Raw genomic sequence first — 19497 nt, forward strand, 5'->3', positions numbered from 1 at the left:
AAATACGGTATTTTCTAGTGTTTATGTAAAATTTTCTCTATGATAAGGTAATACCATGAGACACTTTCCCCGTATTGAGCGTTTACCCCCCTATGTATTTAATATTACAGGGGAGCTAAAAATGGCGGCACGACGACGTGGTGAAGATATTATTGATATGTCAATGGGTAATCCAGATGGATCTACGCCAGAACATATCGTAAAAAAAATGGTTGAAGCTACACAACGTCAGGATACGCACGGTTATTCTGTGTCTAAAGGTATTCCTCGTTTGCGTAAAGCGATTACGGATTGGTATTTAAGACGTTATGATGTTGCGTTTGACCCTGATGCAGAAGCGATCGTAACAATTGGCTCAAAAGAGGGTTTAGCACATTTAATGCTAGCAACTCTTGATGAAGGGGATACGGTTTTAGTGCCTAACCCAAGCTATCCTATCCATATTTATGGTGCTGTTATTGCAGGCGCAAATGTACGTTCTATTCCAATGGGACCCGGTATTGATTTCTTTGCTGAAATTGAACAGGCGATTCACAATACCTTTCCTAAGCCTAAAATGCTAATTATTGGTTTCCCAAGTAATCCTACGGCACAATGTGTGGATCTTGATTTTTTTGAGCGTATTGTCAAACTAGCCAAAGAAGAAAATATTATTGTTGTCCATGATTTGGCATATGCCGATATTACTTTTGATGGTTATATTGCTCCCTCTATTATGCAAGTACCCGGTGCTAAGGAGGTAGCTGTTGAGTTTTTTACCATGAGTAAAAGCTACAATATGGCAGGATGGCGTATTGGTTTTATGGTAGGGAATGCCGAAATTGTTCATGCCTTGGCAAGAATCAAAAGTTACCATGATTATGGGACTTTTACACCTATCCAAGTCGCTGCTATTGCTGCGTTAGAAGGCCCACAGGATTGCGTGCATGATGTAACACGAGAATACCAAAAACGCCGTGATGTGTTGGTTAAGGGCTTACATGAGATAGGTTGGATGGTTGATATTCCTAAAGCATCTATGTATATTTGGGCAAAAATCCCAGAACAATATGCTCATCTTAAATCACTAGAGTTTTCTAAAAAATTATTAGCCCAAGCTAAAGTAGCGGTTTCTCCGGGAATCGGTTTTGGTGAGTATGGCGATGATTATGTACGATTTGCATTAATTGAAAATGAACAACGTATCAAGCAAGCGGTACGTGGTATCAAAGATATGTTTAAAAAGGACGGCTATTTGAAATGAGTCATTTAAAGCCCATTCGAGTTGGTTTATTAGGTTTTGGTGTTGTTGGTAGTGGCACATGGAATGTATTAGCACGTAATGCAGAAGAAATTGCAAGACGTGCTGGTCGTCAAATAGAGATTGTCCGTATTGCCACACGAACCCCATCAAAAGCTATTGATGTTGTTGGTGATCAAATTTCGGTTGATAATGATTTACACGCTTTAGTGAATGATCCCAGTATTGATATTGTGATTGAGCTAATCGGTGGAACAACATTGGCACGAGAGTTAGTATTAACAGCGATTAATAATGGTAAACATGTGATTACTGCTAATAAAGCCTTGTTAGCGATTCATGGTAATGAGATTTTTAAGTTAGCGAGTGATAAACATGTGATGGTGGCTTTTGAAGCTGCTGTTGCTGGAGGTATCCCTATTATTAAAGCGATTCGAGAAGGGCTAACAGCTAATCGTATCCAATGGGTGGCTGGTATTATTAATGGAACGACCAATTTTATTCTGACGGAAATGCGTGAGAAAGGTTTACCTTTTGCAGATGTGTTAAAGCAAGCGCAATCCTTAGGTTATGCCGAAGCCGACCCTACTTTTGATATTGAGGGTGTAGATGCAGCACATAAACTAACATTATTGGCTTCTATTGCTTTTGGTATTCCTGTTCAGTTTGATAAGGTATATGTTGAAGGCATTAGCCATCTTGCACCAGAGGATATTGAAGCTGCAGATCGTTTAAATTATCGTATCAAATTATTAGGCTTAGCGATTCGCCGTGAAACTGGGCTAGAATTACGCGTTCATCCTTGCTTAGTTCCGAAACATAAGTTGATTGCCAGTGTAGAGGGTGTCATGAATGCCGTCATGGTTAAAGGTGATGCGGTACAAGAAACACTCTACTACGGAGCTGGTGCAGGTTCTGAACCTACTGCCTCTGCTGTTGTCGCTGATCTGGTAGATGTTACACGATTACATACGGCAGATCCAGAACATCGTGTTCCGCATTTAGCATTTCAAGCAGATGCTTTAGCAGACTATACAATTTTCCCAATAGACGATATTATTTCTTCTTATTATTTACGATTAAGTGTTGAAGATCGTCCAGGTGTCATGGCTGAGATTGCTACTGTCCTTGCCAAAGAAAATATTTCGATTAATGCGATGATCCAAGATCCAAAAGAAGATTATGCATCCATTATTTTCTTAATTCATCAAGCAAAAGAAGGTAGTGTATTACAAGCGATTAAGCAAATTGAACAATTATCGTTTGTTCGCTCTAAAGTAACGATGATTCGTATGGAACACTTATTATGAAATATGTATCTACCCGAGGGGGCGTAGCTCCTGTTGAATTTTCAGCTGTTCTGTTAGAGGGACTTGCTCGTGATGGTGGTTTAGCAATGCCACAAACTATACCGCAAGTAAGTGCTGAAACCTTATCACAATGGCGCTCATTAAATTATGCACAGTTAGCGACAGAAATATTAAGTCTTTTTATTACAGATATTCCTAAAGAAGACTTACGTGATTTATGTGAGCGAAGCTATAACACAAGTATATTTAATCATCCTGATATTGTCCCCTTAAAACCCTTAGATGCACAGATTCATATTGTAGGGCTATCAGAAGGGCCAACATTGGCATTTAAAGATATTGCAATGCAATTCCTTGGTAATATTTTTGAGTATGTACTGGCTAAACAGGGACGTACTTTGAATATCCTAGGGGCAACTTCTGGTGATACGGGTTCTGCGGCAGAGTATGCCTTGCGTGGTAAAAAAGGGGTAAATGTTTTTATGCTGTCCCCCTATGGTCGTATGAGTGAGTTTCAACGTGCTCAGATGTATTCTTTGCAAGATAAAAATATTTTTAATCTCTCGGTTAAAGGTGTTTTTGATGAATGCCAAGATATTGTAAAAGCATTAGCGAATGATTTAACCTTTAAGGAAACTTATCATTTAGGTGCAGTAAATTCAATCAATTTTGCACGTATATCGGCACAAATTGTTTACTATTTCTGGGCATGGCTAAGAGCTACCCAAAAAGCAGGAGAGCAAGTTTCATTTACCGTCCCATCAGGTAATTTTGGAAATATTCTTGCAGGGCATATGGCACGTATGATGGGTTTACCTATCCGCCGTCTTGTTGTTGCAACCAATGAGAATAATGTATTAGAAGAGTTCTTTAATACAGGTGTTTATCGTCCACGTCAGCCAGAGCAAACTTATGCAACATCTAGCCCATCTATGGATATTTCAAAAGCCTCTAATTTTGAACGCTTTGTTTATCATTTGGTGAATGAAGATGGTCAGAAAGTAAAAGCACTTTGGCAAACATTAGCCGAAGAAGGGCAGTTTGATTTAAGTGCTTTACAGCCTGAATTGGAAGCTAAATTCGGTTTTGTAGCGGGAGTTAGTACGCATCAGGATCGTTTGGTAACGATTAAGCAAGAGTACGAAACAAACCACTATTTGCTTGACCCTCATACAGCTGATGGAGTAAAAGTGGCACGAGAATATGTTGAAGAGGGTATTCCCATGTTGGTATTAGAAACAGCATTACCCGCAAAATTTACAGAAACCATTCAAGAAGCGATTGGTCAGCCTGCTCCTATTCCCGCTCACCTTAGTGGTTTAAAAGATTTACCACAGCGAGTAGAAGTGATGGATTGTGATGTGGCAGTAGTTCGTGATTATATGATTCGTCATATTACACATTAAGTCCTCTCATAAAGTAAAGGGTTCTTACATGCTCATTTAATGATAAATGATATACGTTAGATGGGCATGGTTTTTCTACTATGCTGTTTTGTATTTAAGTAGATCGTAAGAGAATAAAAAAGTCATCTATGATGAAATAGATGACTTTTTACACATAAAACGATAACGTTACTTATGTAAGGGCTGATATAGCACAATAGAATCGGTATTTTTATGGGCTTTTCTTAACCAGTAAAGTGATTGTTGTTTATCTTTTCGGACACCTAAGCCATATTGGTACATTTTACCAATCTCAGTTTGTGCACCAGTATGCCCTTGTTTAGCCGCTTTTAAAAACCAAATAGCAGCAGTCGAGTAACTTTGAGAGACCCCCTCTCCATAAAAATACATATTACCAATATTGTATTGAGCGGAGGCAAAATTCTTTTTAGCTGATTTAAGGTACCAATAAATTGCTTCGTTATAATTGGTTTGTACCCCTTGAGCAAATTGATACATTGAACCTAATTTAAACTGTGCCTCAGCATTACCTTGTTCTGCGAGTGGGCGTAATATAGCCATTGCTTTCTCGTAGTCTTTGATATCAAAGGCTTGCTGTGCTTTGTGTAATTGGTCTTGTAAATAGTTTGTACCAGATGCCACCGCATAGCTTGTAGCACATGATAATAAACAGACTTGTGCAAAACGTGTCAACAAGCGTAAGGGTAGAGAATGCTTCATAACATAACCGATTAATTAAAATAATCTTGAGTATCGTTTATTGTGATACTAAATAAAAGAAAAAGCAATACTTAAAAAGCGGAAAGTATTTATATCAAAGAAAGTAGTAAAAAATAATTATTATTTTTCAATGGCTTAAATATCTTAATATCATATAGTTATATAGATTATACAAAGTTATTTTAAGAAATGTTGGAAAATATATACATAAGGTCTTTTTTTATATAGGGTTTTTATTAAAGGGTGGATATCAAGAGATAATGGTGAGCTTATACCTATAAATTCTTATAATGGGGGGGATGTTATATTACCTTTTATTATAAGAAATCCTTTTTATAAAAGGGTTAATCGTAAGTCTTATATACAATTGATTTAAAATACCCTTGTTGTAAATCAAATATTATTCTAGGTGTTGTATGGCGTTAATTCAAATTGATGTTCCTAGTACTTCTAAAACCAAATTATCACGATTTGAGGTGATTTTTGCACTGGGGTTTCGTCCTCTTTATTTAGCAGCCTCTATCTGGGCAGCACTGGCTGTTATATTATGGATATATACACCACAGTTACTACAAGGCCCTTTATTTGGGGTGTGGTGGCATGCTCATGAGATGCTATGGGGATTTATTGCAACCGTTGCAATTGCCTTTCTATTAACAGCAAGTGCAACATGGACAGGGCTTAATCCGCTAAAATCTTATCCGCTAGCTGGACTCTGTTTAGCTTGGTTAATTGCTCGTATTGGATATTTAATACCGAGTATGATTGCTTTTTTTATCGCTAGTATCGCTGATATTGTTTTTTTCCTTGGTGGGACAGTTGCGTTGGCTAGAGTGCTATTAAAAGCTAAAAGTAAACAAAATTATCCTCTTATTTATGCAGGAGCAGGCTTAGGGCTGAGTAATGCCGTTTATTTGTATATGGTCTATACATCACAATTTGATAGTGTTCGTACAGGATTCCATATTGGTTTAATTATTATGACGTTTATTGCCTTATTGGTAGGTCGTCGAGTGATTCCTTTCTTTGCTCAACGAGGGGCTAACCTAGATATTCCTCGTAGTGAAAAATCAGGTCAGTATCAATTACGTTTAACGATATTAACCTTTGTCTCATTGGTGCTTGGTTTTAAGACTATTACCAGTATTTTATTATTGGTGTTAGGGCTTTTAACACTTTATCAACTTTATACTTGGAAACCATTAGGTGTCCGTAAAGTGCCTTTATTATGGGTACTCTATATTTCTTACTTCCTATTGGGATTGGGATTGGTTACTGCATCTGTGTTTTTCTTACCGGTTGATGATTTGATTTTCCCTCCTGCTTTATTTGTGCATCTAGTCGGTATGGGAGGATTCTCTGTTATGATTCTTGGCATGATGACAAGAACTGCTCTAGGACATACAGGACGACCATTAAAAGCAAGTCGATTAATGGTAACCGCTTATGTATTATTAATTTTAGCTGTCGTCTGTCGATTAGCCTTATTCTTTGTTCCAGCAGGAGCAGTGATTCCATTATTGCATATGGCAGCATTCTTATGGGTTGTGGCTTTCTTATCCTATGCTTATCAATATGGACCTTACTTGACAGCCCCTCGATTAGATGGTCGTCCAGGGTAGTAGGGTATAGATCATTATGTCGTCATAAAAATCCACCAGATGTTATCTTTTGGTGGATTTTTTTATAAGGAAGTAATATTGTTTGATTAATACAGTATCTGTCTATAAATAAACTCGTTTACTTATCCATGTTTTTGTGGCAATAAATAATTGACTAATAGGGGCTAGGCTCATACTTTTATCAAGTACCTGCCAATTATCTTTTGAAAGTGTTGCTAGTAACTTTAAACTTAAATTAATTTGAATAAGAATAGGACGAAGTGTCTTACGTTGATCAGGTGAAAGATAAGTAAGACCTTCTTTAAATAAATCCTTTACAAAAAGATATTGCGCCTGCATTAAAGACTGAAATGCCTCTGTATGTTGTCCATTAAGGATATCAGCGGCTATCGCATTATGTTGACGTAAAAAATCCATAGGGATATAAATACGACCTTGTTGTGCATCAGCCCCCATATTTTGTAAGAATGAGGCAAAATGTAGTGCAACACCGATATGTTGAGCAAATCGAATATTGTCTTCTGTTGTGGTGGTTAATACTTGTGTGATTAGGCAAGTAAATGCACCTGTTTGCATGGTGCAGAACTTTTTGAGACTTACCCAATCCAAATAACGATTATGGGTTAAGTCCATTTCAACAGATTCAATAATATAAGTAAAGAACTGTTGGCTTAGCTGATATTGCTTTATTGGCTCTACTAAGGCTTGGCTAATGGGGTGTTCGGGTTTTCCTTGGAAGAGTTGGTGAATTTCATTTTTCCACCACTCTATCTTTGCCCTTGCAACGGTACTATCACTAGCCGTATAGAGGATTTGAGTGACTTCATTAAAGAAAGCATAAAGTATTTGAATAGTTTCTTTTTGTTTTTCAGGTACAAATAAATAAGCATAATATGCACTAGAGCCGACAGGATAGGTTTTTTCTTGGCAGTATTGAATGGAGGGTGTAGTAGCCATAATACATCATGATAAAAAATGAACAGCCTATTATAAAAGATATGATTGGAAAATGGGCAATAAGCCCATAGAATAAATAGTGCTAATCAATTCAATCCAGATGATATAGTCAAGGAATATTAATTTAAGGCATTATCTTCTGTTACTAGCAATTGGTATTAATTATTTTTCTTTGTACCAGGCGATAGCACGTTGTACAAGGGTAAGTGTTGCATCAATATAGCGATGTGGTGTTTCTGCTGCCTCTTGTGCCAAAATAATCGGTATTTCTGTACAACCTAGGATAATGACTTCCGCACCCTTTTGAAATAATAATTCTTTTTGATGTTGCATTAAAGTACGTGCTTTGGGTAAATCCCCTGCTTTAAGGGCACAAATGCTTTCCCATACTGCTTTTTGATTGTAGGGATCAGGTTCTATACAGTGTAAACCTCGTTTTTCAAGTTCTCTGCGATAGAGACCTTTTTCAATAGTAGCGGTAGAGGCTAAAACCCCAATTTGTGTTGCATTGAGGTTGAGTGCTGCTTCAGCCGCTGTTTCTAACATACTAAAAATAGGTACAGGACATTGTGCCTGTAAGGCTTTATCCCAATAATGAGCGGTATTACACGCAATAAGGATACATTTAGCGCCACCTTGTACTAAGCGTTGCGTATATTCTTGCATAGCAGGTAAGGGAGAGGGACCATCACCTAAAATAGAGGCACTACGATCGGGAATAGTTGGAATAGAGGAAACTAATATCGGAATATGCTCTTGGTCTCTTGTTGCCGGTGTATGATCGACAAATTTCTGTAGCATATCAACGGTTGCTGCAGGACCCATACCTCCAAGAATACCAACAATTTTTTCCATTTCTGCTTAACCAATTATGTATCTTAAAACCAGTCATTATATACCTAAATAATCCTTGGTAGCGTTTAGTTATAGTTGATAAGTTATAATAAACTTTAGTAAATAATGAATGGATTGTTTTAGGAGATTTTTAATGCCGCGTCCAATACTTGCAACAATTTCTACAGAGGCAATGGCATATAACTTAGCACAGGTCAAATCACGGATTCAACAGGTGCAACAATCCTCACTTGCTTATGCTCATCGACAAGTAATGACAATAGCGGTTATTAAAGCAAATGCTTATGGTCATGGTACGCTTAATGCGATAAAAGGTTTCGCACAAGCTGATGCATTAGGTATGATTGATTTAGCCGATGCAGTATTATGTCGAGAAAATGGGTGGGATAAGCCGATTTTGTTATTAGAGGGATTTTTTGATGCATCAGATATTCCCCTTTTACAGCATTATCAATTAACAACCGCTATTCACCATGATGAACAAGTGGCTCTGTTATCAGAAGCAAAGGCAGTTGGAAAACCCATTGATGTCATGGTGAAATTTAATACAGGTATGAATCGCTTAGGATTTCATATCAGTAGAGCATCTCATGTTCTTGATCAATTACATCAATTACAAAAAAATAATATTGTTGGGCGTATAGGCTGTATGACGCATTTTGCTAATGCGGATTTATGCCATGATGCGGTAGATGAATCGCTTGCACAGATGAACCGTATTAAAGATTTATTTGGGAATAGGGTAAGTGTGTGTAATTCAGCAGCGAGTTTGCGTTATCCTGAGTTTGCCTTGGTGGGAACTGAAAATTGGATTCGCCCAGGCATTTGTCTTTATGGTTCAACACCCTTTCAAACGGATAAAGAAGGTATCCCTGATGTCGTTTTTAAACCTGTGATGACATTGACTGCACGAGTGTTAGCGGTGCAATCTATTCAAAAAGGTGCTTCTATTGGGTATGGTTCTACCTTTACAGCAACAGAAGCTATGCGTATTGCGGTAGTTGCCTGTGGCTATGCAGATGGTTATCCTCGAAGTGCCAAGTTAGGTACGCCTGTGACGGTAGATGGTATAGATAGCCGAATTATTGGTCGGGTATCGATGGATATGCTAACGGTAGATATTACGCATATTCCAAATGCGGGTGTACATTCTAAGGTGGTATTGTGGGGTGAAGGTGGGCCTAGTATTGACCAAGTAGCAGATAGTGCTGGGCGTATTGGCTATGAGCTAATGTGTAATTTGGCAAAACGTGTGCCTCTGCAAATTGTTGAATAATGATTAAAGGAATAAAATGGCAAAGGCAAAAACCAGTTTTGTATGTCAAGAATGTGGTGGTGTAAGTACCAAATGGCAAGGTCGTTGTCCCCATTGTCAGCAGTGGAATACGATGGTTGAGTTTGTTGAGAAAAGTACATCCGCTCATCAAAATCGTTTTGCTCATTTGGCACAAACAGCTCCCATTAAAATCCTTTCAGAGGTCGTTGCGACAGAAGTTCCTCGTATTCTAACGGGTTTATCAGAATTTGACCGTGTTTTAGGGGGTGGTTTAGTACCCGGTGGTGTTGTTCTCATTGGGGGTGATCCGGGGATAGGTAAATCAACTCTCTTAATTCAAGCATTATCCTATCTATCTATTCAGCATGATGTTTTATATGTAACAGGTGAAGAGTCGGCAGAGCAAGTGGCATTAAGAGCTAATCGATTAGAGTTAGAAACAAAAAATGTTAAATTATTAGCTGAAATTCAATTAGAAGCGATTCAAACTGCCTTACAATCAGAACGTCCTAAGATAGCAGTTATTGACTCTATTCAAACGCTTTTTTCAGGTGAGCTGACGGCGGCTCCTGGATCTGTTTCTCAAGTACGAGAATGTGCTGCTCAACTGACACGTATTGCAAAACAAAATGGTATTGCTATTGTGATGATTGGACACGTTACCAAAGATGGAACATTGGCTGGTCCAAGAGTGCTAGAGCATATTGTTGATACGGTTTTATATTTTGAAGGAGAAAGTGATTCAACACATCGCTTAATCCGTGCTTTTAAAAATCGTTTTGGTGCGGTGAATGAGTTAGGTGTTTTTGCGATGACTGATAAGGGGCTTAAAGGAATTAATAACCCTTCAGCCATTTTTCTTTCGCAACATAATGAGGATATTCCCGGATCCTGTGTGATGGCAACACAGGAGGGAACACGCCCTTTATTAGTGGAAATACAAGCATTGGTTGATAATGCGCATGTCCCTAATCCCAGAAGATTGAGTTTGGGGATTGACGGAGGACGTTTAGCCATGCTTTTAGCTGTCTTAAACCGCCATGTAGGTATTGTTACTTTTGATCAAGATGTTTTTGTGAATGCTGTTGGCGGTGTCCGTATTACAGAAACTGCCGCTGATTTGCCTGTATTATTATCTATTATTTCTTCTTTGCGTGATAAACCTCTTCCCAAAGGACTTTTTGCTTTTGGTGAAATTGGTTTGGCAGGAGAGATTCGACCAGCCTCAAGAGGGCAAGAGCGTTTAAAAGAAGCGGCAAAATTAGGATTTAAAATCGCTATGATTCCTAAGCATAATATGCCTAAACAAACGATTGATGGTTTAACACTATGGCCTGTTTCTCGCTTAGATGATGTCGTTAATTATTTACGATAAGTAAATAATAAGAGCGATTGAAAGTATATAAAATAGGTACTGTAAAAGTTTTATTTCTCATATAGAGCAAGATAGGATAGGTGAAGGAACAAATGAGTTTAGTAGCTAATAAAGATAAGCGTATTCGGTGCGTTGTTCCGCAATGGCAATCTATAATTGATGAGCATTTTTTTCTTTTTAATCAAGCAATTGATCAATTAAATCCCTCTATAGATACGCCTTATCAATCTATCCAAGCGGTATCATCAGGAGGAAGAAATGCGGCATGGTATGTAGAACATCCCTTATTTTCAGGCGTATTGAGACAATATCGAAGAGGGGGGTTACTTGGGAAAATTATCCATCAACGTTATGTATGGAAAAATGCGTTAGAGACACGTTCTTGGGCAGAATTTGATATGATGCAGTATTTATATACACAGTCTTTCCCTGTGCCAAGACCGGTTGCTGCTATGTATAAGCGATATGCTTGCTTTTATGAAGCTGCTTTGATAACAGAAAGGATTGAGGGGGCAAGAACCTTAGTGGAGGTGATTAAAACCTTATCTCCATCTGAGCATGTAGATTATGCAACGAAAGTAGCCACTGTTATTAAGCAAATGCATTGTTTATTGGTCAATCATGCTGATCTTAATGCATTTAATATTTTAGTAGATAATAAGGGTAAAATTTATATAATTGATTTTGATAAAAGTCGCCGAGAAACGACTCAAGGTAAATGGTGCGAGGCAAATTTAGATCGATTGGAAAGACACCTTAAAAAAGTCCTTGGCGAGCTTGGGTTTGCATTTATGACACACATTCGACAAAAATATTGACCATATCGAAAAAAAATAGTGCAACTTTTGAAAAAAACCTTATTATTAGAAAACACCAGTAAATTTCAATTTAATTGATAATGGTGATTTATTCATTATGATGAATAATACTACGGAGAACTTCATCGCTGATGATGGAGGTGTCGTTAATACCTTTTTAAGATAGAGGGCATTCAATGAAATTTAAGTTTTTAGGTAAACTTTCTGTTGTGGCAACTGTATTAGCTGCCTCACTATCTATTGCTCATGCACAAGAAAAAATTGTTAATGTGTATAACTGGGCAGAATATACCACAAAAGATACGATCCCTGATTTTGAGAAACGTACAGGTATTAAGGTACGTTACGATACCTATGATACGAATGATATTTTACAAGCCAAATTACTGACAGGTAAATCAGGTTATGATGTAGTTGTTCCTTCTACGCATTATGCTTCTCGCCAAATTGAAGCTGGTTTATTGCAAAAACTGGACAAAAGTAAGATTCCTAATTGGGAGCATTTAGACCCAGAAATTATGGCTATTGTGGCACAAGTTGATCCCGGTAATGAATACCTTATTCCATGGGGATTTGGGACAGATGGTTTAGGCTTTAATGTGACCAAGGCGAAAGAAATTCTTGGTCAGGATGTTGATTTAGCAGACTGGGACTTATTATTTAAACCAGAAAATGCAGCTAAATTAAAGCAATGCGGTATTTCTATTTTAGATGAACCAGCACAAGTATTCCCTGCGGTACTACACTATATTGGTAAAGATCCTAATAGTACCAATCCTGATGATTACCGTGAGGCACTTAATGTGTTGAAACAAATCCGCCCCTATATTCGCCAGTTTAGTTCATCAGGATATATTAATGAGTTAGCCTCTGGTGATTTATGTATGGTATATGGTTTTAATGGTGATGTACTCATTGGTGCAGATCGTGCTAAAGAAGCTAAACAACCATTTGTAGTGGATTACTTTATTCCAAAAGGTGGTGCACCTGTTTGGTTTGATACAATGGCAATTGCCAAAGATGCTAAAAATGTAGATGAAGCGCATGCTTTTATCAACTACATTGAAGATCCTGAGGTACATGCAGCGATTACGAATCAAATGTTTTATCCTAATGCTAATAAAATAGCGCGTAACTATGTCAAACCTGAGATTGCTAATAACGAAATGCTTTACCCTGATGCAGAAGTGGCAAAAACATTATTTGTTATCAAACCGCAATCTTTACAAATACTTCGCCTACAAACACGTTTATGGGCAGAGTTGAAATCGGGTAAATAACCTCGGAACTAAGTATTCGTCATGAAGAATACTTAGTTATGGATTAATATTAAATGACGCTATTTTTAATAGCGTCATTTCTACAAAGATGAGATAGTAATTACACTGTTATCTATATGAAAATAGTATCGTGTAAGCTGTTATGGATAAAGAGTAGATTCTTAACGATATTTAATAAAAGGAAAGATAAAGTATTATGGAAGAAGGTCGCTTTACGACACAATCAACGGATACAGATGAGTTTGTTAAATTAGTTGATGTGGTGAAGATTTTTGGTGAGACGATTGCAGTTAAATCAGTTAATTTATCGGTTAAACGTAATGAGATTTTTGCTTTATTAGGGAGTTCAGGTTCAGGTAAATCAACCTTGTTGAGAATGTTGGCTGGGTTTGAGCAACCTACATCAGGTCAAATTCTCTTAGATGGGGTTGATATTTCTACCATACCACCTTATAAACGTCCTGTTAATATGATGTTCCAATCCTATGCTTTATTTCCGCATATGACAGTTGAGGCTAATGTAGCATTTGGTTTAAAGCAAGAGGGTGTAGATAAGCAAGAAATTCATGATCGTGTATTTGAAGCCTTAGACCTTGTTCAAATGGCAGGCTATGCTCGTCGCAAACCATCACAACTTTCAGGTGGGCAACAACAGCGCGTTGCTTTAGCACGCAGTCTCGTAAAACGCCCTAAATTATTACTGCTTGATGAGCCTATGTCAGCATTGGATAAGCAAATTCGTCAAAAAACACAGTTAGAGTTACTCAAAATTTTGGATTCAGTTGGTGTAACGTGTATTATGGTGACGCATGACCAAGAAGAGGCAATGACGATGGCACATCGCTTAGCAGTGATGACAGATGGTGAAATTATCCAATATGGTACGCCTCATGAAGTTTATACTTTCCCCAACTCACAATTTGTAGCAAGCTTTATTGGATCAACCAATATTTTTACAGGAACGATTGTCGTTGACGAACCCGATCACGTTATTATTGAGAGTGATGAATTAATGCGTCCCATGTATGTAAACCATGGTGTTTCAGAGCCATTGGGGATGGAGGTTTTTGTTTCCATTCGTCCAGAACAAATTCGTGTTTTACGGGATCAGCCAGAAGATGAGACCAATGTGGGACATGGTATCGTAACACACGTGGCATGGATGGGTTCTTACCTACGCTATCAGATTCGGTTAGATGCAGGTAAAGTGATTGAAGCAAGTGTGCCTAATACACGCTTATTACAAGAAGAGCCTCCCGGTATTGATGATGAGGTCTATGTGACTTGGGGGCCAGATAGTGGGACGGTCTTACCATCATGATGAATAATTTTTCCTTTAAAAACCTAAAGCCAGATCAACATAAAATGGCGATTATTCCGCCGTTTGCTTGGTTAGTGTTATTTTTATTAGTTCCCTTTTTAATTGTTTTAAAAATTAGTTTTGCGGAATCTACTTTTGGTATTCCACCTTATTCTAATTTGCTTGAATTTAAAGAGGGGGTTATTAGTCTTGCCTTACATTTAGAAGGATATATCCTTATCTTTACAGATGGGTTATTTTTTCATGCCTATTTAAACTCATTAAAAATGGCAGCCATTACCACCATCGTCTGTATTTTATTAGGCTATCCTATGGCATATTATATTGCTCGTGCCTCTGAGAAAACGCGTAATATTTTGCTATTGTTGGTGATTTTACCTTTCTGGACATCTCTTTTACTGCGTGTTTATGCCTGGGTTGGTATCTTGCGTAATGAGGGTTTATTAAACAATGCTTTAATGTGGTTAGGGATTATTGATACGCCAATAGAGCTTTATCGTACAGATATTGCGGTATATATTGGCATGGTATATACCTATTTGCCATTCTTTATTCTTCCGCTATATACCAACTTACTTAAATTAGATCAACGCTTATTAGATGCAGCTTCTGATTTAGGGGCAAAACCTTTTAGTACATTTTGGCATATTACATTGCCTTTATCTATGCCCGGTGTTATCTCGGGTGCTATGCTCGTATTTATCCCCACAGTAGGTGAATATGTGATTCCTGAGTTATTAGGTGGAACAGATGTGTATATGATTGGTCGAGTGATGTGGGATCAATACTTTACTGATTCTAATTGGCCTGTTGCAGCAGCTGTGGCGGTATGTATGATTCTATTACTTTTAGTACCTTTAGTAATTTATCAACGTAGCCAAGCACAACTCATGAAGGAGGATAAATAATGGGATCAACACGTTGGTTTAAATGGCTTTCTCTAGGGATTGGATTTGCCTTTTTATATATTCCTATTATCTCAATGGTTGTCTTTTCATTTAATGACTCAGCTGTATCATCAACATGGAGTGGTTTTTCATTACGATGGTATGAGCGGTTATTTGAAGATACGGCTTTATTAAGTGCGGCTTGGTTATCCTTTAAAATTGCGGTAATGTCAGCCACAATGGCGGTAATTGTAGGGACATGGGCAGGCTATGTATTGGCAAGAAAAGGACCATTTAGAGGCTTTTCTCTTTATATTGGTATGCTAAATGCACCATTGGTTATTCCTGATGTGATTCTAGGGATTTCTATTTTATTGATGGTGATTGAAATTCGTCATTTAATTGGTTTCCCTGCTGAAAATGGCTCTTTCACGATCTGGTTAGGTCATGTAACGCTTTGTGTGGCATATGTCTCTGTTGTCGTTTCTTCTCGCGTTCGTGAGTTGGATCGCTCTTTAGAAGAAGCTGCTTTAGATTTAGGGGCAACACCCTTAAAAGTATTTTTCTCGATTACCTTACCTTTACTTATCCCTGCTTTAGTGGCAGCATGGTTATTAGCATTTACTTTGTCACTTGATGATGTTGTGATTGCCTCTTTTTTAAGTGGCCCTGGTTATACGACCTTACCTGTTGAGATATTCTCAAGAGTTCGTTTGGGTATCAAACCAGAAGTAAATGCCTTGGCAACCTTGTTTATCATTGGTGTAGGGGTATTGGTTATTGTTGCCAACCGTTTTCAGAAAAAATAAAACATAATGATTAGTATTTTTGGTTTAAAAAATTGTAGTACCTGCGTGAAAGCCCAACAATGGCTTTCTACGCATGGGCTATCTTTTACTTTCTATGATGTTCGACAAACAGCATTAAGTGCAGAGCAATTACGGCAATGGGCAGAACAGCTAGGTTGGGATCGCTTGTTAAATAAACGTTCTCAAACATGGAGAGGGTTATCTGATGAACAAAAATCCTTAACAGACACACAGGATTTAATAAAATTAGTACAGTCTTATCCATCGTTGATGAAAAGACCCTTATTGGTTTATCAGCAAACGATATTATTAGGGTTTAATGAGATAGAATATACTCAGTTATTGAAACAATAGGAAAGTAAATATGGCATATTCACAACAAGCACTCAAAGAACAAGTGGCTAAGGCAGCAGTAGAGTATATATTACCGTTATTATCCCCAACAGCGGTTATTGGTGTGGGAACAGGTTCTACGGCTGATTTATTTATTGATGAGCTTGCTAAGCATAAGCAACAGTTTAAAGCGGCAGTTGCTAGTTCTGAACGTAGTGCTAAGCGATTAGCTGATCATGGTATTCTCGTATTAGATTTAAATGAAGTAGAATCTATGCCTGTTTATGTTGATGGGGCAGATGAGATTAATGCACAGCTACAAATGATTAAAGGAGGTGGTGGTGCATTGACACGAGAAAAAATGGTTGCTTCTGTTGCGGAGCGCTTTGTATGTATTGTGGATGAAAGTAAGCTGGTTGAGCGTTTAGGTGCATTTAAATTACCGATTGAGGTATTACCTATGGCGATTAATAGCGTTTCTCGTCAGATTGAAAAATTAGGTGGCGTAGCTCGACAACGTGTGGGTTTTATCACTGATAATGGTAATCCTATTATTGATGTAGAGGGATTTAGTGTTGAAGATGCTAGAGAATTAGAATCAACAATTAACCAAATTCCGGGTGTTGTATGTTGTGGTTTCTTTGCTTTATCACCTGCTACTATCATGATTATAGGTACACAAGAAGGGGTAAAACAGCTTAGTCATCAACCACTGTCTTTACAGTATTTATAATGAGAAAAATAATGCTTTTATAGGGTATGCTATAGAGAAATAAGAGAAAATAGTGTTTCTAATCTGTATTGGGAGTAGGTCTTCTTTTTGGAAAAATAGAGTGAGTGTTTAGCTATATGTTTCTAAAAAACAACATGCCAATATTAAAAAGACACTAATACTTGCTAAGAAATCTAAAAATTGGCATAATTACATCTTTACCACTGCCTAGTAGCTCAGCGGTAGAGCAGCGGACTGTTAATCCGTTGGTCACTGGTTCGATCCCAGTCTGGGCAGCCAAAATTCTAAAAGCACTTACTTTTTCGAGTAAGTGCTTTTTTTATTGTTTTATCCCAAATCTAGGTTCAACCTAGCTAATCCGTAAACGTAATAAAATACAAATTATTAATATATTATTTGGGTTTAAAATAATTTTCTTCATAATTATTTGTAGAATTACTTTGTAATATACAAATCAGCGATATAATTTCCTGTTTATTTCGTATTTAAACTTTTGAGTGTATTTTTATTATTTACTTGAATTAATAAGCATTATCACCTTGGGTGAGTAGGTGTGAGTAAATAGTATATTAAATAAATCGTTACCCAAAAATTTAATAGTGTTATTTTTTAGGAAAATTACGTATGCTCAATCATTTATCCACGTCCCGTCTTATTAAATATGGTGGATTACTATTCATTTTTGTTGTGCTGGGTATTAGTTTTGGGGTAAGTAATGAGTGGCTTACACTTTGTTATGGACTTGCATTATTTTTATTCGGTATGCAATGTATCGAAGAAGGGCTTAATAATGCAGCAGGTAGTACCTTAGAGCGATTGATGAGTAAAAGTACGGCTACCCCTGTTAGAGGGATGCTTTTTGGGATGGTAGCGACTTTTATTTTGCAATCGACAACATTGGTTTCTTTATTAACCATCGCTTTTTTAGGGACTGGCTTAGTTAGTCTTGCTGGTGGTATTGCTATTATTTTGGGGACAAATTTAGGCGCAACAAGCGGTATTTGGCTATTAGCCTTATTGGGTAAAAGTATTAGTTTAAGTCCTGTCTCTATTCCATTATTTGTTTTCGGGATTATTGCCTCTTTCTTTAAGGGAAGAATTAAATCTATTGGTCGGGTTTTTATCGGTATTTCTCTGATCTTTCTGGGTATTGATACATTGAAAGAGGGATTTGATGCACTTGGAAATCAAGTAGATTTTACCTCGTATCAATTAGATGGTTTAATGAATATTGTTGTATTTACCTTGATTGGCTTACTTTTGACCATAGTGCTCCAATCAACTCATGCAACGTTGATTTTAACCTTGGCAGCTTTAGCGGGCGGGCAGATTAGTGTAGAGCAGTCTTTTGCTTTAGCGATTGGTTCTAATGTGGGGTCTAGTCTTTCAACAGCGTTAGTTGGTATGCTGGGAAGTGCGCGTAGTGGTCAGCGATTAGCCTTAGCCCATTTAATTTTTAATGTGGTAACGGCAACATTATCACTTATTTTATGGATGCCGTTGACAGATTTTACCAAGTGGGTTGGTGATACATTAGGATTAAATCATTTATTACAATTAGCTTTATTTCATACCTTATTTAATGCAATGGGGGTGATAATTTTCTGGCGATACCAAGAGAAATTAGCTGCCTTATTGTGTAAATGGTTACCTAATAAACCTAAGAAAAATTTATTACCAGAAGATGAAGCGCTTGTTTCTGAGCAAGTAGAACCATCAGTAAAAGCACATTATTTGAATGATAATATGTTGCTATCAGGTGATACGGCAATGAGGGCGATGTTCTACGAAACACGTCATTTAATAGAGGTATGCTTAGAGGTATTGTGCCATGCTGCCTATATTCCTATACAACAGCTGTATGCTAAAGAGGATGATTCTACTTTATTGCCACCACAACCTCCTTTAAAATTGGATGCTAAAAGTTTATACGAGGAAGAAATTAAATCTTTATTTAGTGAAATTTTAAGTTTTAACAGTCGCATGAATGTCACTAGCCCAGAGGTAAAAAATCAACTTTTCCAACTCTATCTTGTTGGCTCCTATGGCTTAGATGCGGTTAAAGAGGGTAAGGGTGTCCAAAAAACAATGTATAGTGCTTTATCTGATTCACAAGCAGTGTTATATCAGCCACTATTGACCTTACGTCAGCACCTATTTATGTCATTACGCTATTTTGTCCGTTTATCTTTTATGCCAGTGCATTCTTCTGAGTGGGATGAGAGCTTTACATTCTTACAATATCATGTACAAGAATTTGCAATGTGCATTCAGAATGAATATTTAGATCAATTAAGGGAAAAAGTTATTGAACAAGCGGATTTTAAAATTTTAGTTAATGAAAGCCATCATATTAGACGTGTAGATCAAAAATTGCTGGATATATTAATGCTTAGTAAAAAACATTTACCAGAAGGGGTAACTTTATTTTCTAATAAACAAGAAGAAAGTATGGCTGCATAGGAAGTATGGTGGGCTGCTTTTTAACCCACCTTTGATTATTCACTATGCACTATATTTTTACTGATAGCGGGTCTATCAAAATAGGAAGAAAG

The 19497-nt window shown here is 37.3% G+C and carries 17 protein-coding genes and 1 tRNA gene; 15 read left to right on the forward strand and 3 right to left on the reverse strand.

Features of this window, described 5'->3' with window-relative positions:
- The first annotated feature begins 55 nt into the window (after nucleotides 1–55).
- The 3 genes from alaC to thrC are packed head-to-tail and all read left to right on the forward strand — an operon-like array spanning nucleotide 56 to nucleotide 3956.
- On the forward strand, nucleotides 56–1243 hold the full coding sequence (gene alaC / locus F9B76_RS00535; RefSeq protein WP_159990329.1) for an alanine transaminase: 1188 nt from the start codon (nucleotides 56–58) through the stop codon (nucleotides 1241–1243).
- Nucleotides 1240–2550, forward strand: a complete 1311-nt coding sequence (locus F9B76_RS00540) for a homoserine dehydrogenase (protein ID WP_159990330.1) — start codon at nucleotides 1240–1242, stop codon at nucleotides 2548–2550. The genes alaC and F9B76_RS00540 overlap by 4 nt, the downstream gene beginning before the upstream one ends.
- Nucleotides 2547–3956, forward strand: a complete 1410-nt coding sequence (gene thrC / locus F9B76_RS00545; protein ID WP_159990331.1) for a threonine synthase — start codon at nucleotides 2547–2549, stop codon at nucleotides 3954–3956. Before F9B76_RS00540 ends, thrC begins: the two co-directional genes overlap by 4 nt.
- Nucleotides 3957–4124: 168 nt before the next feature.
- Here thrC and F9B76_RS00550 read toward each other — a convergent pair whose 3' ends face one another.
- Nucleotides 4125–4676: a tetratricopeptide repeat protein gene (locus F9B76_RS00550; protein WP_159990332.1), complete on the reverse strand. Its 552-nt coding sequence runs from the start codon at nucleotides 4674–4676 to the stop codon at nucleotides 4125–4127.
- A gap of 416 nt (nucleotides 4677–5092) precedes the next feature.
- On the opposite strand from F9B76_RS00550, the gene F9B76_RS00555 reads away from it, so the two are divergent.
- Complete coding sequence (locus F9B76_RS00555) at nucleotides 5093–6298, forward strand: NnrS family protein (RefSeq protein WP_159990333.1); 1206 nt, start codon at nucleotides 5093–5095, stop codon at nucleotides 6296–6298.
- Nucleotides 6299–6400: 102 nt separating this feature from the next.
- Here the strand turns inward: F9B76_RS00555 and F9B76_RS00560 are convergent, their stop codons facing one another.
- Nucleotides 6401–7255: a squalene/phytoene synthase family protein gene (locus F9B76_RS00560; protein WP_159990334.1), complete on the reverse strand. Its 855-nt coding sequence runs from the start codon at nucleotides 7253–7255 to the stop codon at nucleotides 6401–6403.
- A 162-nt stretch (nucleotides 7256–7417) separates the two neighbouring features.
- Complete coding sequence (gene cuyB, locus F9B76_RS00565) at nucleotides 7418–8110, reverse strand: cysteate racemase (protein WP_159990335.1); 693 nt, start codon at nucleotides 8108–8110, stop codon at nucleotides 7418–7420.
- 133 nt (nucleotides 8111–8243) lie between these two features.
- Between cuyB and alr the strand changes: the two genes are divergently transcribed.
- From alr to F9B76_RS00620, 11 genes are all read left to right on the forward strand, one after another.
- Nucleotides 8244–9386: an alanine racemase gene (gene alr, locus F9B76_RS00570; RefSeq protein ID WP_159990336.1), complete on the forward strand. Its 1143-nt coding sequence runs from the start codon at nucleotides 8244–8246 to the stop codon at nucleotides 9384–9386.
- A 16-nt stretch (nucleotides 9387–9402) separates the two neighbouring features.
- Nucleotides 9403–10761, forward strand: a complete 1359-nt coding sequence (gene radA, locus F9B76_RS00575; protein ID WP_159990337.1) for a DNA repair protein RadA — start codon at nucleotides 9403–9405, stop codon at nucleotides 10759–10761.
- Between the two features lie 92 nt (nucleotides 10762–10853).
- Nucleotides 10854–11579 (forward strand): 3-deoxy-D-manno-octulosonic acid kinase, encoded by a 726-nt coding sequence (locus F9B76_RS00580; protein WP_159990338.1) that lies wholly within the window; start codon nucleotides 10854–10856, stop codon nucleotides 11577–11579.
- Nucleotides 11580–11755: 176 nt separating this feature from the next.
- Nucleotides 11756–12859, forward strand: a complete 1104-nt coding sequence (locus tag F9B76_RS00585; protein ID WP_159990339.1) for a polyamine ABC transporter substrate-binding protein — start codon at nucleotides 11756–11758, stop codon at nucleotides 12857–12859.
- A gap of 196 nt (nucleotides 12860–13055) precedes the next feature.
- The gene (locus tag F9B76_RS00590; protein WP_159990340.1) at nucleotides 13056–14180 is read left to right on the forward strand and encodes an ABC transporter ATP-binding protein; all 1125 of its coding nucleotides are present in this window, start codon (nucleotides 13056–13058) and stop codon (nucleotides 14178–14180) included.
- Nucleotides 14180–15088 (forward strand): ABC transporter permease subunit, encoded by a 909-nt coding sequence (locus F9B76_RS00595; RefSeq protein WP_159992025.1) that lies wholly within the window; start codon nucleotides 14180–14182, stop codon nucleotides 15086–15088. The genes F9B76_RS00590 and F9B76_RS00595 overlap by 1 nt, the downstream gene beginning before the upstream one ends.
- Nucleotides 15088–15876: an ABC transporter permease subunit gene (locus F9B76_RS00600; RefSeq protein ID WP_159990341.1), complete on the forward strand. Its 789-nt coding sequence runs from the start codon at nucleotides 15088–15090 to the stop codon at nucleotides 15874–15876. The genes F9B76_RS00595 and F9B76_RS00600 overlap by 1 nt, the downstream gene beginning before the upstream one ends.
- Nucleotides 15877–15882: 6 nt before the next feature.
- Nucleotides 15883–16230 carry a Spx/MgsR family RNA polymerase-binding regulatory protein gene (locus F9B76_RS00605; RefSeq protein WP_243140651.1) on the forward strand — a complete coding sequence of 116 codons (348 nt, stop codon included), beginning with the start codon at nucleotides 15883–15885 and terminating at the stop codon, nucleotides 16228–16230.
- A gap of 10 nt (nucleotides 16231–16240) precedes the next feature.
- A complete protein-coding gene (gene rpiA / locus F9B76_RS00610) occupies nucleotides 16241–16942 on the forward strand; it encodes a ribose-5-phosphate isomerase RpiA (RefSeq protein WP_159990342.1) in 702 nt (233 codons plus the stop codon).
- A gap of 204 nt (nucleotides 16943–17146) precedes the next feature.
- Nucleotides 17147–17221: transfer RNA gene (locus tag F9B76_RS00615), tRNA-Asn, on the forward strand.
- Nucleotides 17222–17566: 345 nt separating this feature from the next.
- Nucleotides 17567–19405, forward strand: a complete 1839-nt coding sequence (locus F9B76_RS00620) for a Na/Pi cotransporter family protein (protein ID WP_159990343.1) — start codon at nucleotides 17567–17569, stop codon at nucleotides 19403–19405.
- Nucleotides 19406–19497: the final 92 nt, after the last annotated feature.

This window comes from Pelistega ratti (assembly GCF_009833965.1).
GTDB classification, from domain to species: domain Bacteria; phylum Pseudomonadota; class Gammaproteobacteria; order Burkholderiales; family Burkholderiaceae_B; genus Taylorella; species Taylorella ratti.

Excerpts from the sequence above, each read along its gene's own strand:
- F9B76_RS00605 (WP_243140651.1), top strand. The coding sequence starts at position 15,883 with ATGATTAGTATTTTTGGTTTAAAAAATTGTAGTACCTGCGTGAAAGCC.
- F9B76_RS00580 (WP_159990338.1), top strand. The coding sequence starts at position 10,854 with ATGAGTTTAGTAGCTAATAAAGATAAGCGTATTCGGTGCGTTGTTCCG.
- F9B76_RS00555 (WP_159990333.1), top strand. The coding sequence starts at position 5,093 with ATGGCGTTAATTCAAATTGATGTTCCTAGTACTTCTAAAACCAAATTA.
- radA (WP_159990337.1), top strand. The coding sequence starts at position 9,403 with ATGGCAAAGGCAAAAACCAGTTTTGTATGTCAAGAATGTGGTGGTGTA.
- thrC (WP_159990331.1), top strand. The coding sequence starts at position 2,547 with ATGAAATATGTATCTACCCGAGGGGGCGTAGCTCCTGTTGAATTTTCA.
- F9B76_RS00585 (WP_159990339.1), top strand. The coding sequence starts at position 11,756 with ATGAAATTTAAGTTTTTAGGTAAACTTTCTGTTGTGGCAACTGTATTA.
- F9B76_RS00560 (WP_159990334.1), bottom strand. The coding sequence starts at position 7,255 with ATGGCTACTACACCCTCCATTCAATACTGCCAAGAAAAAACCTATCCT.
- F9B76_RS00595 (WP_159992025.1), top strand. The coding sequence starts at position 14,180 with ATGAATAATTTTTCCTTTAAAAACCTAAAGCCAGATCAACATAAAATG.
- alr (WP_159990336.1), top strand. The coding sequence starts at position 8,244 with ATGCCGCGTCCAATACTTGCAACAATTTCTACAGAGGCAATGGCATAT.
- F9B76_RS00590 (WP_159990340.1), top strand. The coding sequence starts at position 13,056 with ATGGAAGAAGGTCGCTTTACGACACAATCAACGGATACAGATGAGTTT.
- alaC (WP_159990329.1), top strand. The coding sequence starts at position 56 with ATGAGACACTTTCCCCGTATTGAGCGTTTACCCCCCTATGTATTTAAT.
- F9B76_RS00620 (WP_159990343.1), top strand. The coding sequence starts at position 17,567 with ATGCTCAATCATTTATCCACGTCCCGTCTTATTAAATATGGTGGATTA.
- F9B76_RS00540 (WP_159990330.1), top strand. The coding sequence starts at position 1,240 with ATGAGTCATTTAAAGCCCATTCGAGTTGGTTTATTAGGTTTTGGTGTT.
- cuyB (WP_159990335.1), bottom strand. The coding sequence starts at position 8,110 with ATGGAAAAAATTGTTGGTATTCTTGGAGGTATGGGTCCTGCAGCAACC.
- rpiA (WP_159990342.1), top strand. The coding sequence starts at position 16,241 with ATGGCATATTCACAACAAGCACTCAAAGAACAAGTGGCTAAGGCAGCA.
- F9B76_RS00600 (WP_159990341.1), top strand. The coding sequence starts at position 15,088 with ATGGGATCAACACGTTGGTTTAAATGGCTTTCTCTAGGGATTGGATTT.
- F9B76_RS00550 (WP_159990332.1), bottom strand. The coding sequence starts at position 4,676 with ATGAAGCATTCTCTACCCTTACGCTTGTTGACACGTTTTGCACAAGTC.